Genomic DNA, 13,090 nt, shown 5'->3' on the forward strand with positions numbered 1-13,090 from the left:
GGGGGGGGGGCGGGGGGGGGGGGGGGGGCGGGCGCGGCGCCGCCCCCCCCGGGGGGGGGGGGGGGGGTGGGGGGGGGGTTTTTTGTGGGGGGGGGGGGGGGGGGGGGGGGGGGCGGCGGGGGGGGGGCCCCCCCGCCCCCCCGCCCCGACCGAGCCGCCGGCCCGCGCTCACCCCAACAACCGCCCGATCGCCGTCGCCACCTCCCGATGCGCCAGATACGCGCCGATGTCGTGCGCGCGGTCATGCGGATTGGCCACGGTGCACTCCGCGCCGAGCCCGCTCCAGTCGTCGGCCAGCGGGCACCCGATCGCGACCGGATCGGTGGGACACCACGCGTTGAACCAGGGCCCCGCGATCGGCGGCAGGTGCGCCCCGCCGCCCCGCAACCGCGAATACACGGTGTCCATCCCCAGCGGACTGCCCACCGTGATCAACCCGGCCACCGGCACCTGCGGCCCGAGCCGGGTCAGCAGATCCATCGCGACCACCGTGCCCAGGCTGTGCGCGACCAGCACCAGCGGACCGGCCCCGGGCAGCCCGGCCAGCACCTGATCGAGCACCGCCTCGCGCGTGTCGTCGCGATCCAGATAGGCCGCGACGTCGCGGAACGCGGCCCGGATCACCAGTCGGTCCACCCCGGTGTGCGCGGCGACCCAGCCCAGCGGTTCGTGCACCGCGCCCACCACGTGGTCCCAGATGCTCTCGGTCACCAGGACCTGCCCCGGGGCCGGCATCCCGGCCCGCCGCGCGGCCTCGTCCAGCAACTGCTCGTACAACGCCTGTGCGGACGCGGACAGCGGCGTCTCGACCGCCGTCGCCGATTCCATCACCTCGACGAGCCGGTCGCCGTAGAACGGGAACCAGACGTCCTCGGGATCCACCGTCGGCAACCCCGCCATGGTCAGCCCGCTGTTCAGCCCGGCCGCCCAGCCGCGCCGCAACTCCCCCGGATCGTGCCCCTGTTGGCTGCGACCGTGCAGGAAGACCAGCCGCACCCGCCCGCCGAACGCGTCCGGCCGCCCGGTTGCCCCGGCCACCGCGACCGCCTCGGCACCCGACGCGGCCTCGACCGGCGAGCGCGGCGCGGGCACGCCCGTGCGCACCGTCGGCGTCGAGCCCAGCCCCGACCCGGCACCCAGGGTGGCGAGCAACGCCCGCTGTGCGTCGGTCGTGGTCAGCGCGCCCAGTCGGGCCAGGATCACGCTGATCCGCACCCCCTCGTTGGCGATCCACTTGATCTGCGCCAACCCCTGCTCGGGCTGCCAGGGCAGGCCCGCCAGGTTGAGCACCGCACCGCTGTCGTCCTGCGCGGGCACCCCGCTGTGGTGCAGCCCGACCGCCTCCCACTGGTCGTTGAACACCGGCGAACCGGAGTTGCCCGGTTCGGTGTCGGTCTCGTATTGGAGGAATTCGTCGAAGCGTTGGGTGAACCGGTTCTCCCGGATGGCGATCTCCTTGAGCCGCCCGTCCGGGTGACCGATCACGTTCACCGGATCGCCCACCACCAGCTTGCCCTCGGCCGCGATCAGCCGGATGTGCCCGAAGATCTGCCCCGGCGGCCGGCCGTCGCCGCCCGGTCGCATCGCGACCAGGGTGAAGTCGAGGTCCTCGTCGGTCAGGAACAGTGTGTCCGGGTCCGGGGCGAAGCGAGTGGTGTGGATCGGCAGGTCGTTGTCGATCCCCATCTCCGCGCCGAACTCGGCGAACGCGCCGGCCGCGGTCGCCGGGTCCGGGAAGACGTGATGGTTGGTCAACAACAGGCCCGGCGCGACCAGGAAACCGGTCGCCTGCGGTTGCATCGGGCCGCCCGTCGAGTACCAGATCCGGGCCACGCAGGCGGCGGCCCGCAACCCGCGGGCGAGGAAGTTCAGGCTCTGTAGGTCGTTGGTGACACCTATGATGCGTTCGGCCAGCCGCGGTGCGCTCTCCTCGGGCGAGGTGGCCAGCAACACCTGTCCGGGCACCTCGTGCTGCTCGACCAACCGGGCCGCGCGCAGTTGCAGCCGATGGTCGTCGTCCGGGAAGCGGCTGCCCGCTGCGCGGCGCCGGTCGATCTCGCCGCGGTCGGCTCCGGCGGCCCGGTAGCGCTCGGCCGCGGCGTTGATCTGGCGGACCAGCAGCTCGTCGGCCGGCACGGCGCGAGCATCGTCATTTCCGGTGATTTCCACTGAAGTACACCCCCTCGCAGGCAGCGTAGAACCGGATGACGGCCGTTGTCCGGATATCACCCGATTGCCCTGCTCGGAACCCGAAGGATGCAGTGCGCAGCCCGAAGGATGCAGTGGGCCGAGTCACGCCGGGCTCGGCCCACCTCGCGGGACTACGCTGATTCCATGCCCGAGGCCCATGCTCAACGCCGTGATCGGTTGCGTTCCCGTCTGGCCGGTGCCGGTGCGGACGTCGCCCTGATCACCAATCGCGTCAATGTGCGCTACCTGACCGGGTTCACCGGTTCGAATGCCGCGCTGCTGGTCTACGCCCCGGGAGCGGCCGGAGAAGGGTCCGCCGAGTCCGGCGCGGTGCTCTGTACCGACGGGCGCTACGCACACCAGGCGAGCGAGGAGGCGCCGGGCGTCGAATTGCTCGTCGAGCGGGCCTGTGCGCAGACGCTGACCAAGCGCGCCGCCGCAGCCGGCGCGGTCCGGCTGGCGATCGAGGAGCAACACGTCACGGTCGAGCTCTACCGCGCGCTGGGCGCCGTGCTGGCCGAGGAGAACGCCGCCGCCGCGCTGGTCGATCTCGGCCGGGTGGTCGAGGACCTGCGGCGGATCAAGGACCCGGCGGAGATCGCCGCGCTGCGGATCGCCTGTGAGATCGGCGATCGGGCGCTCGGCGAGATGATCGAGTCGATCCTGGTCGGGCGGACCGAGCGGCACATCGCGATGGAGCTGGAGCGGCGGATGGCCGACCACGGCGCGGACGCGGTGGCCTTCCCGACCATCGTGGCCACCGGGCCGAACTCGGCGATCCCGCACCACGATCCGGGCGACCGCCGGGTCGAGGACGGCGATTTCCTCAAGATCGATTTCGGTGCGCGCTACCGGGGCTATCACGCCGACATGACCCGCACCTTCGTGATCGGCACCGAGCCGGCCGGCTGGCAGCAGGAGATCTACGGCGTGGTGTTCGCCGCGCAGAAGGCGGGCCGCGAGGCGCTCGCGCCGGGCGTCGAGGCGGTCGAGGTGGACCGGGCCGCGCGTGCGGTGATCGAGCAGGCCGGCTACCTGGAGTTCTTCAAACACGGCCTGGGGCACGGCGTCGGACTGGAGATCCACGAGGACCCGCTTCTGGGTCCGACGGCGACCGGTAAGCTGGACGCTTGCATGCCGGTCACCGTCGAACCGGGGATCTATCTCCCGGGCCGCGGCGGTGTCCGCATCGAGGACACCCTGGTGGTTCGTCCGCTCGAAGACGGCGGGCCCGAGCTACTCACCATCACGACCAAGGAGTTGCTCGTCCTGTAGCGGACGGTATCGATACCTGTCCGGTCCGACGCGCGATCATCCGGTCCCAGAAGCACGCAGGAGACACCACACTCGTGGCCACGACCAACGACCTGAAGAACGGCATGGTGCTCAAGCTCGACAATGGCCAGCTCTGGTCCGTCGTCGAGTTCCAGCACGTCAAGCCCGGCAAGGGCGGCGCGTTCGTTCGTACGAAGCTCAAGCATGTCCTCTCCGGCAAGGTCGTGGACAAGACCTTCAACGCCGGCACGAAGGTCGAGACGGCCACCGTGGACAAGCGCGGCATGCAGTTCTCGTACAAGGACGGCACCGACTTCGTGTTCATGGACACGGACACGTACGAGCAGTTGCCGATCTCGCCCGAGACCGTCGGCGACGCCGCCAACTACCTCCTCGAAGGCTTCGAGGCGACCGTCGCGATCTACGAGGGCTCCGCGCTCTACGTCGAGCTGCCGGCCTCCGTCGAACTGCTCATCGAGTACACCGAGCCGGGTGTCCAGGGCGACCGGTCCACCGGTGGCACCAAGCCCGCGAAGCTGGAGACCGGCTTCGAGATCGCGGTTCCGCTCTTCATCACGACGGGCGAGAAGGTCAAGGTCGACACCCGTTCCGGTGACTACCTGGGCCGCGTGAACAGCTAGTGGCCGGTGCCCGCAGCAAGACCCGGAAGCGCGCCCTGCAGATCCTGTTCGAGGCCGACCAGCGCGGCGTCGACCCGGTGACGATCCTCGCGGACTGGGTCGGCCGCTTCCAGGCCGACAAGGCGGAGCCACAGGTCGCCGACTACACGATGCAACTGGTCGAGGGCGTCCAGGAGCACCGCAAGCGGATCGACGACCTGATCGGCACCTACGCCGTGGGGTGGACGCTCGACCGCATGCCCGGCGTGGACCGCAATGTCCTGCGCCTGGGCATCTACGAGCTGCTCTGGGAGAGCGACGTCCCCGACGTCGTGGCCATCGACGAAGCCGTCGAACTCGCCAAGGAATACTCCACGGACGAGTCGCCGGCCTTCGTGAACGGCCTGCTCGCGCGGATAAAGGACCTCAAGCCGACGCTGCTGCGTTAGCCGAGCCCGCCGCTTCCGGGACTTCGTCGAGCCGCCTGCCCCACACGGGGGAGGCGGCTCGACGGCGTTGTCGGGGTCCGACGCGGCCGCGCCGATCGGGCCGTGATCGAATGCCGATAATGAAGATCATGAGATCCGAGCGCAAGGGCTCCCGGCTCCGGGAGATCGGGGACGAGCCCGACTACCGCTTCACGCTCGCCAACGAGCGGACCTTCCTGGCTTGGATAAGGACCGCCCTGTCGCTGCTCGCGGGCGGAGTCGCGGTGGTGCAGTTGGTGCCGGATCTGGCTCCGCACGCGCAGCGGCTGGTGCTCGGTCTGGTCCTGGTCGGCTTGGCCCTGACCCTGTCGGCCACCGCGTATCGGCGCTGGTATCAGGTCGAACGGGCGATGCGGCTCGGGCGTGCGTTGCCATTCTCCGCGTTGCCGCTGGTGCTCTCGGCGGGCCTGGTGATCGTGATCGTGGTCAGCGTCGTGCTGATGATCGCGTCCTGATGTCGGGATCGGCACTGCTGCCGGGCGCACCGCTGGATCCGGGGCTGCAACCGGAACGCACCAGGATGGCGTGGTCGCGTACCGCGCTGGCGTTCGTCGCCAACGGCGCGCTGCTGGTGCGCGCCGGGCACGTGCCGGACCGCTGGTGGTACATGGTGCCCGGCTGCGTGGTGATGGCGGCCGGCTGCGTGGTCTACGTGGTGGGCCTGTTGCGGCATCGGCAGATCTACCGCGCGGTCCGGGCGGGCGCCCCGGCGACCGGCGACCGGGCGATCCGGGCGACGCTGCTCACCGCGATCGTGGCCTGCGTGCTGGCGGCCGGCGTGCTGCTGGGCCGGCCCTGAGCGCGGCCGGCGGGACGCGCCGACCCACGATCGACCGGTGGAGCGGTGCTCGACGTGCAGCCGCATGGCCACGACGGCCGCCGGACCGAAGGCCGAACTCCCGTCCAGGACAAGCGACTTCGCCCGACCCCACGCGGAGCCGGTCGAACCGGCCCCTCGGTGTGACACCTACCTCGCCCGCCGCCGGGCCGACAGGTTCTAGTTCTCCCGCCACCACCAGGCCTGGCTGAGGTTGTCCGGGAGTTCGCCGGAGGCGCCGAGTTGGCGCATGCCCGCGCGTAGACCTTCCTTGAGCACCTCGACCCCGTCGTCGCCGACCGCCTTCGTCCACGCGCCCTGGATCCCGGACAGCTCGGTCCAGATCACCTTCAGGCATTCGCGGCCGCGCTCGGTGAGGGTGATCCGGCGGGCCCGGCGGTCGGCGGGGTCGGGCTTGCGTTCGACGTAGCCGTGTCGGGCCAGGTGGGAGACCACCTCGCCGGCCGACTGTTTGGTCATGCCCAGTCGGCGCCCGAGCTCGGTGGCGGTGGTGCCGCCCTCGCCGACCAGGGTCAGCGCGAAGCCGTGCGTGGGCCGGATCTCGTCGAAGCCCGCGCCCGTCATGCGGTCGGAGAAGAGTTGGCTGATCCCGCGCACGGCGCCGACCAGCAACGTCACCAGTTCGGACTCGGAGGAGGTGTCTTGCTGCACGAGGTAAGAATACCTGTCTAATTTGCCGGGCAAACCGGAACGCCGTCCCCGATGTGGATCGGGAACGGCGCGACGGTTGTGCCCACGAACCATGGCCTATGGATGTTGCTCCGAGTCGATCATGCCCTACACGTGCACGGCGACCGCGCCTTCGCGCTTTTCGCCCTGCCGTACGAACAGCGCGAGGACGATCCCGACCGCCATCGTGATCGCGGCGATGGTGAACGCGAGCTGCATGCCGTCCAGGAACGTGGTGGCCGACGCGTGGCGCACGGCGTCGATCGTGCGCTCGTTCATGGTCGCCGGATCCACCGGCGGGAAGCCCTGCGCGACCGACCCCTCGATCGCCTCGCGTTGCCCGTGCGGAAGTCGGTCGTAGGCGCCGGCCTCGGCCGGCCACCGGTCCGGCAGCGCCGAGGAGACCTTGGCCGCCACCACCGCGCCGAGCACCGCGGTACCCAGCGCGCCGCCGACCTGCATCGCGGCCTGCTGGATGCCGGACGCGACGCCGGACAACTCCAGCGAGGCGTTGCCGACGATGATGTCCGTCGCGCCGACCATGATCGGGCTGAGCCCGAAGCCCAGCAGCACGAACGGCAGCATGGTGGCGCCGAAGCTCGCGTCCTCGCCGAGGCGGGCGAGCAGCGCCATCGCGGTCGCCGACAGCGCCAGGCCGGCGATGATCGGGATGCGCGGGCCGAGCTTGGTGATCGCCAGGCCGCCGATCGGCGAACCGATCATCATCACCACGGACATCGGCAACATCCGCACGCCGGTCTCGGTCGGGCTGAGGCCGTTGACGCCCTGGAGATAGAAGGTGATGAAGAACATCGCGCCGAACATCGCGAAGGCCATGAAGATCATCAGCACGATGCCGATCGAGAACGACCGGTTGCGGAACATCACCAGCGGCATCAGCGGCTCGGGCGCCTTGGTCTGCCACAGCGCGAACAGTGCGAGCAGGATCAGTGCGGCGGCCATGAAGCTCAGCGTGTAGGCGCTGCCCCAGCCCTTCTCGCCGCTCTTGATCACGCCCCAGACCAGGCAGAACATCGCCACCGAGAGCAGCACGACGCCGAGGTAGTCGATCCGGTTGCTCGCGCCGGCCACCCGGCTGTTGGCCAGCGCCCAGATGCCGACGACCAGGGTCAGCACGCCGATCGGCACGTTGATGTAGAACACCGACTGCCAGCTCACGTGCTCGACCAGCAGGCCGCCGACGATCGGTCCGGCGGCGGTGGCGGTGGAGATCGCCGCGCCCCAGATGCCGATCGCCATGTTGAGCTTGTTGCCGGGGAAGCTGTTGCGCAGCAGGCCGAGCGCGGTGGGTTGGAGCAGTGCGCCGAACACGCCCTGGAGCACCCGGAAGGCGATCAGCATCGAGACCGACTGGGAGAAGGCGATCAGTAGCGACGTGACCGCGAAGCCGGCCGCGCCGATCAGGAAGATCGTCTTGTGGCCGTAGCGGTCGCCGAGCTTGCCCGCCGGGATCAGACACACCGCGAGCGCGAGCAGGTAGCCGTTGGTGACCCACTGCAGGTCGGCGAGGGAGGCGTCCAGATCCTTGGAGATGGCCGGGTTCGCGATACCGACCACGGTGCCGTCCAGGGCCACCATCATCACGCCGAAGGCGACCGCCAGCAGGGTGAGCCAGGGATGCCCCTGCATGCCCTTGCGCACGGGGGCCTTCGAGAGATCCGGCGGGAGTGCGTCCGATGTCGCCGTCGAAGTCTGACTCATGTGTTCCCTACATCCATCCGAGGCCGGTGTCGTACCGAGCCATCGAACGATATGGCACACGGTGCCATATAGCCAAATCACTCAAGTTGCACACAGTGGCAAGTGTCATACTGTGCAGAGACGAACGAGAGGAACACCCAACGTGCGGGACACGGCCGGCACCGCGACGGGCTTGCGGGAGCGCAAGAAGGAACGCACGCGCGAGGCGTTGGTGGCCGCCGCGCTGGAGTTGTTCCTGCGCAAGGGGTACGACGCCACCACGATCGACGAGATCGTGGCCGCCGTGGAGGTGTCCAGGCGTACCTTCTTCCGCTATTTCGCGGGCAAGGAGGAGGTGGCGCTGGCCCGGGCGATCGAGTTCGAGGCGCTGTTCCTGGACGCGTTGACCGCCCGCCCGGCGGCCGAGGCGCCGTTGACCGCGCTGCGCCGCGCGGGCGCCGAGGTGTTCGCCCGGGTCGCCGACGAGGAACCGGACGGCGCGGGCCAGGAGTTCCTGCGGATGCGGCGGATGATCGAGGACACCCCGGTCCTGCTGGCCGCGTCGCTGCGCAACGCGATGGAGCTGGAGCGGCGGATGGCCGCTGAGGTCGCTCGGCGCGAGGGCGTCGAGCCCGGGGACGATCGCCGCCCGGCGCTGTCGGTGACCCTGTACCACGCGGTGATGCGGGTGGCGATGGAGGAGTGGACCGAGGCCGGGGCGCTCGACATCGCGGACCTGGCCCGCACCATCGACGACGCGTGGCAGGACATGGGCGCGCTGTTGACCGGCCGCTGGACGGCGGGCGAGATCCCGCGCCCGTGAACGCGGGCGCGGGGGTGCGGACATACCGACGGGGCGGACCGGTGATCCGGTCCGCCCCGTCGGCGTATGTGGTTCGACGTACCTACCGCACGCGTTTGACCAGCAGCACGAGCAGTGCGCCGGCCAGTGAGACGGCGGCGCCGAAAGCGAACAGACCCTCGTAGCCGAGGTCCAGGTCGTCGACCAGGAACGGAGCCAGGAACGGCGCGGCGATCTGCGGGCCGGCGTTGGCGATGTTGATCAGGCCCATGTCCTTGCCGACGTCCTGCGGGCGCGGGAGCACCTGGGTGATCAGCGCCATGTCGACGGCCATGTACATGCCGAAGAAGAGGCCGTTGGTGACCTGGAAGGCGATCATGCCGTCCTCGGTGGCCCAGATCAGCGGAATCATCAGGGACAGCGCGGCGCCGGCGCCCGAGGCGACCACGAACGGCTTGACTCGGCCGACCCGGTCCACGATCGAGCCGATCACCAGGGCCGCGACGATGGTCACCACGGCGTTGATCACGGTCAGGGTGCCCAGCTTGGACAACACCTCGGCCTGGGGGATCTTGATGTAGAGCACCAGGATGAAGAAGTTGAACTGCAGGATCACCATGTAGCCGAGCATCACGCCCAGGCGCGAGACCAGGGCGATGAAGAAGTCCGCGTGCTCGCGCGGCGAGACCCAGAAGCCCTTGACGAACGAGACGAACTCGAACTTCTCCCGCGGCAGGTCCTTGGTGGACCTGTCCGGGCTGAAGATCACGAAGATCAGCGCGGCGGCCACCAGCACCGCGGCGACCAGGTAGAAGCCCTTGGCTCCGCCGTCCGCCGGGTCGGCGAACTTGCCGTCGAAGCCGCCGATCCGGGCATCGATTCCGATCATGCTCAGGTCGACGCCGGCGAGCAGCAGCGAGACCACGATCGTGCCGACGGGGATGCCGAGGCCGATCAGCGCGGAGAACTTGCCGTACTTGCCCGCGGGCACCCGGTCGGGCATGACCGCGGTCACCGCGGCCTGGTAGCCGTTCATGATGAACTGGATGACGCCCCAGGTCAGCCCCACCACCGCGATCGAGTTCGCGTTGGCCTGGAAACACAGGGCGGCGGCGCCGATGAGCGCGCAGAACAGGATGAACGGCGAGCGCCGGCCGAACCGGGACCGGGTGATGTCGGAGAGCTTGCCGAACAGCGGGTTGCCGATCGTGGCGAACAGCGCGCCCCAGAAGATCGGCCACTTGAGCGCTTCCTGGTCGGGAACGCCCTTGATGTGGATGACCTGCGTCGGGAGCAGGTAGATCCCCACGCCCAGCCACAGCATGTACAGCGCGATATTGGCAAGGGGCAGCGTCGCGTAGAGCGGCCCGAGCTTGTATCCGGTGGGCTCGGTGCGGCCGGCGGCTTCCGGCGCCGGCGACGAGGAGTCGGGCGCCTCGGTGGTGGGCGAACTCATGTGGACCGTCCGATGGAGGGGACTCGAATCCCTCCCTGCACGGAGGACTCGAATCTGCTGACGAGGTTGGTCTCGGAGCCTAGGTGACACGAATAAGCAGAGGGAATGGGTCCACAACGTGAAATCAGTCCGACTAGATAACGATTTGATTGTTCAAGGCTTGAATGAAGCAGAATCTGCACCGCTCGATCACCGTGAGTGATCTTGTAACGACCGACACGCGTCGGTAGCGCATTCGAGCGATTACGGCCAAGGTTGTGCCCGCTAACCAAGCGGTATCGGGTCGCGCGTCTCTGTGATCCGGTGGACATCGGTTGCGCGCGGGCCGGACCCGCGCGCGGGTGCGGTAGGGGGTGTCGTCGAGATGACGAGCACGAAGTCGGTCACTTGCCGCCCGGAGGGTCACGGATGAGCGCGCCGGAGGCGGGGGCCAAACCCCCCACCAGTTCCGATGTCGCCCGGCTCGCCGGCGTATCCAGATCCACCGTGAGCTACGTGCTCAACTCGCCGCCCGGGGTCCGGGTCAGCGCGCAGACCCGCGAGCGGGTCATGCTCGCGGTGCGCGAACTGGGGTACGCGCCCAGCGCGCCCGCCCGTTCGCTGCGCTCGGGCAACAGCGACGTGGTGCTGTTCCCGCTGCCGCTGCAGCCGATGGGACAGCTCCTGGAGGCGTTCATCGACGAACTGACCGAGGCGCTCAACCGGCACGAACTCAGCCTGCTCATCCACGCCGACCGCACCTCGCGCGGAGCCGACGCCGCCCGGCAGTGGGCCGCGCTGCGACCGCTCGCGGTGATGGCCGAATCCAACCGGCTCACCGGCGGCGCGGTCGACGTGCTCAAGCGGGCCGGGGTCCGGGCGATCTTCGCGTGGGGCCGCGAGGAGCACCCCGACGTGCCCACCGCGATCTTCGACAACCGCGACACCGGCCGGGTCGCGGTCCGCCACCTGATCGACCGCGGCCACCGCCGACTGGCCTGCCTGGTGCCCTCCGGGCCGTTGGCCTTCCTCGGCGAGGAGCGCTGGGCGGGTGCGCAGGCCGCGGCCGAGGAGGCGGGCGTCTCGCTGCGCCGGGTGGACGTGGGCTACGTCCGCGAGGACGTGCTCGCCATCGTGCGGCAGTGGCAGCGCGAGAGCGAACCGCCGACCGCGGTGTTCGCGGGCAACGACGACTTCGCCCTGATGATCATCTCGGCGTTGCGCGAATGCGGCTGGTCGGTGCCGGAGGACATGGCCGTGGTGGGCGCCGACGACCTGCCGTTCTGCGATCTGGTGTGGCCGCGGCTGACCAGCGTCTCGATGCACACCCGGACGATGGGATCGGGCGCCTCGGACGCGATCACCACACTGATCCGCGGCCGGGACTACCGACCCGGCGGTCGAATGGTCGTGCACCCGCGCGTGGTGGTCCGCGAATCCGGCTGAGGCCGGCGATCGTACAAAAGGTGAAGGGTCCCGAAGCCGATCGGCTTCGGGACCCTTCGACGTTTCCGCGCGTGGCGGTCACGCTCCGTGCGTCACAGGTTACGCGTTGTTCTGGTTCTCCACGGCGCGGCGAGCCTCCGGGTTGAGCACGCCCCACCCGATCAACTGCTCGGTCAGCACGCTCGGCGACTGGTCGTAGATCACGGCCAGCGTGCGCAGGTCGTCCTGACGGATCGACAGCACCTTGCCGTTGTAGTCGCCGCGCTGGCTCTGGATGGTCGCCGCGTAGCGCTGCAGCGGACCGGCCTGGTCGGACGGAACGGTCTGCAGCCGCTCCAGGTCCAGGACCAGTCGCGGCGGCGGCTCGGCCGCGCCGTTCGGGGTGCCGCCGGGCAACAGTTCCTGCACCGGGACGCCGTAGAAGTCGGCGAGCTCGGCCAGGCGCTGCACGGTTACCGCACGGTCGCCGCGTTCGTACGAACCGACGACGACGGCCTTCCAGCGGCCCTGGGACTTCTCCTCGACGCCGTGCAGGGACAGGCCCTGCTGGGTCCGGATCGCGCGGAGCTTCGCCCCGAGCTGCTTGGCGTAGTCGCTGGACATCTCGCTCCCAATACAGGTGACTGACCGTGAAGGTCCACCGGTGGTTGGCCGAACCGATGGGGTGGCTACCTCCGGGCCGGCTTTCTGTACCTCGAACTCTCCCCGAAGCTGCGAGGTTCGGCACGTCGCGACTGTCGCGTTTGGCCCGGTGGTGACTCATTGTGAGGTTACGCAGAGTAATTTGCGTCCGTCAAGCCGAACGGCCTACAAAGCCGGATTCGCGCAGGTGAGAGGCGCCTTTGCTCCACTTTCGCCCCGGCTCGATCCGCGCGCTCTTCCGGTCCGGGCCGCCGAAAGACTGATGATGTTGGCTGATACTGTGAGGGACGTACCCCGACGTCCTTTAAAGCCCGTCCTGTGAGACGGGGAAGGAGGTCTGTTTTCCATGACAGCACCTGGCAACACCCCCGGCGGCACGTCGGCCGCCCGTCCCAAGGACCTCGACCCGGCCACCGCCCGCGCGGTCCTGGACGCCTCGGACATCAACCGGGCCCTGACCCGGATCGCGCACGAGATCGTCGAACGCGCCAAGGGCGCCGACGACGTCGTGCTCTTGGGCATTCCGACCCGAGGCGTGGCCCTGGCCCGCCGACTGGGCGAGCGACTCGCCTCGATCGAGGACGGCGCCAAGGTCCCGATCGGCGCACTGGACATCACCATGTACCGCGACGACCTCCGGCTCGGTCCGGCCCGCGCGCTGGAACGCACCGAGATCCCGGCCGAGGGCATCGACGGCAAGCTCGTCGTGCTGGTCGACGACGTGCTCTTCTCCGGCCGCACCATCCGCGCCGCGCTGGACGCGCTGAACGACATCGGCCGCCCGCGCGCGGTGCAACTGGCCGTCCTGGTCGACCGCGGCCATCGCGAACTCCCGATCCGCGCCGACTACGTGGGCAAGAACCTGCCCACGTCGCTGCGCGAGACCGTCAAGGTCCACCTCGCCGAGTACGACGGCCGCGACGCGGTCCTGCTCGGCACCCGCGCGGCCGACCCCGCCGCTCCCACCGACGCGGAGAAGTAGCC

General features: G+C 69.7%; 13 protein-coding genes. 8 read left to right on the plus strand and 5 right to left on the minus strand.

All coding sequences use genetic code 11. From position 1 onward, the window contains the following. Positions 1-168: 168 nt before the first annotated feature. On the minus strand, positions 169-2,136 hold the full coding sequence (locus ACH4U8_RS30700) for a trypsin-like peptidase domain-containing protein (protein ID WP_395781597.1): 1,968 nt from the start codon (positions 2,134-2,136) through the stop codon (positions 169-171). 198 nt (positions 2,137-2,334) lie between these two features. On the opposite strand from ACH4U8_RS30700, the gene ACH4U8_RS30705 reads away from it, so the two are divergent. The 5 genes from ACH4U8_RS30705 to ACH4U8_RS30725 all read left to right on the plus strand — a co-directional run bounded on the left by ACH4U8_RS30705 (position 2,335) and on the right by ACH4U8_RS30725 (position 5,372). Continuing rightward, positions 2,335-3,465, plus strand: coding sequence for an aminopeptidase P family protein (locus ACH4U8_RS30705; RefSeq protein WP_395781599.1), 1,131 nt, complete (start codon positions 2,335-2,337; stop codon positions 3,463-3,465). A gap of 74 nt (positions 3,466-3,539) precedes the next feature. Continuing rightward, positions 3,540-4,106 carry an elongation factor P gene (gene efp, locus ACH4U8_RS30710; protein ID WP_020551770.1) on the plus strand — a complete coding sequence of 189 codons (567 nt, stop codon included), beginning with the start codon at positions 3,540-3,542 and terminating at the stop codon, positions 4,104-4,106. After that, positions 4,106-4,534 carry a transcription antitermination factor NusB gene (gene nusB / locus ACH4U8_RS30715; RefSeq protein ID WP_360323203.1) on the plus strand — a complete coding sequence of 143 codons (429 nt, stop codon included), beginning with the start codon at positions 4,106-4,108 and terminating at the stop codon, positions 4,532-4,534. Before efp ends, nusB begins: the two co-directional genes overlap by 1 nt. Before the next feature lie 119 nt (positions 4,535-4,653). Further along, the gene (locus ACH4U8_RS30720) at positions 4,654-5,028 is read left to right on the plus strand and encodes a DUF202 domain-containing protein (RefSeq protein WP_360323201.1); all 375 of its coding nucleotides are present in this window, start codon (positions 4,654-4,656) and stop codon (positions 5,026-5,028) included. Beyond that, positions 5,028-5,372 (plus strand): DUF202 domain-containing protein, encoded by a 345-nt coding sequence (locus tag ACH4U8_RS30725; protein ID WP_360323199.1) that lies wholly within the window; start codon positions 5,028-5,030, stop codon positions 5,370-5,372. The genes ACH4U8_RS30720 and ACH4U8_RS30725 overlap by 1 nt, the downstream gene beginning before the upstream one ends. A 198-nt stretch (positions 5,373-5,570) precedes the next feature. On the opposite strand, the gene ACH4U8_RS30730 is transcribed toward ACH4U8_RS30725, so the two are convergent. Both ACH4U8_RS30730 and ACH4U8_RS30735 read right to left on the minus strand, forming a co-directional pair. Continuing rightward, complete coding sequence (locus ACH4U8_RS30730) at positions 5,571-6,062, minus strand: MarR family transcriptional regulator (protein ID WP_360323197.1); 492 nt, start codon at positions 6,060-6,062, stop codon at positions 5,571-5,573. A 126-nt stretch (positions 6,063-6,188) separates the two neighbouring features. Then, positions 6,189-7,802, minus strand: coding sequence for an MFS transporter (locus ACH4U8_RS30735; RefSeq protein WP_360323195.1), 1,614 nt, complete (start codon positions 7,800-7,802; stop codon positions 6,189-6,191). Between the two features lie 142 nt (positions 7,803-7,944). Here ACH4U8_RS30735 and ACH4U8_RS30740 point away from each other — a divergent pair, with 142 nt between their 5' ends. Continuing rightward, entirely contained in the window at positions 7,945-8,604 is a 660-nt protein-coding gene (locus tag ACH4U8_RS30740; protein WP_360323193.1) for a TetR family transcriptional regulator, read from the plus strand. Between the two features lie 82 nt (positions 8,605-8,686). On the opposite strand, the gene ACH4U8_RS30745 is transcribed toward ACH4U8_RS30740, so the two are convergent. Then, a complete protein-coding gene (locus ACH4U8_RS30745; RefSeq protein ID WP_395781601.1) occupies positions 8,687-10,039 on the minus strand; it encodes an MFS transporter in 1,353 nt (450 codons plus the stop codon). A 408-nt stretch (positions 10,040-10,447) separates the two neighbouring features. Here ACH4U8_RS30745 and ACH4U8_RS30750 point away from each other — a divergent pair, with 408 nt between their 5' ends. Then, positions 10,448-11,464: a LacI family DNA-binding transcriptional regulator gene (locus ACH4U8_RS30750; RefSeq protein ID WP_360323189.1), complete on the plus strand. Its 1,017-nt coding sequence runs from the start codon at positions 10,448-10,450 to the stop codon at positions 11,462-11,464. A gap of 99 nt (positions 11,465-11,563) precedes the next feature. On the opposite strand, the gene ACH4U8_RS30755 is transcribed toward ACH4U8_RS30750, so the two are convergent. Continuing rightward, positions 11,564-12,067, minus strand: a complete 504-nt coding sequence (locus tag ACH4U8_RS30755) for a transcriptional regulator (protein ID WP_355535963.1) — start codon at positions 12,065-12,067, stop codon at positions 11,564-11,566. A 385-nt stretch (positions 12,068-12,452) separates the two neighbouring features. Between ACH4U8_RS30755 and pyrR the strand changes: the two genes are divergently transcribed. Next, complete coding sequence (gene pyrR / locus ACH4U8_RS30760) at positions 12,453-13,088, plus strand: bifunctional pyr operon transcriptional regulator/uracil phosphoribosyltransferase PyrR (RefSeq protein WP_360323187.1); 636 nt, start codon at positions 12,453-12,455, stop codon at positions 13,086-13,088. Positions 13,089-13,090 lie beyond the last annotated feature (2 nt).

Origin of the sequence: Embleya sp. NPDC020886 (assembly GCF_044333915.1) — a bacterium.
Classification (GTDB): Bacteria; Actinomycetota; Actinomycetes; order Streptomycetales; family Streptomycetaceae; genus Embleya.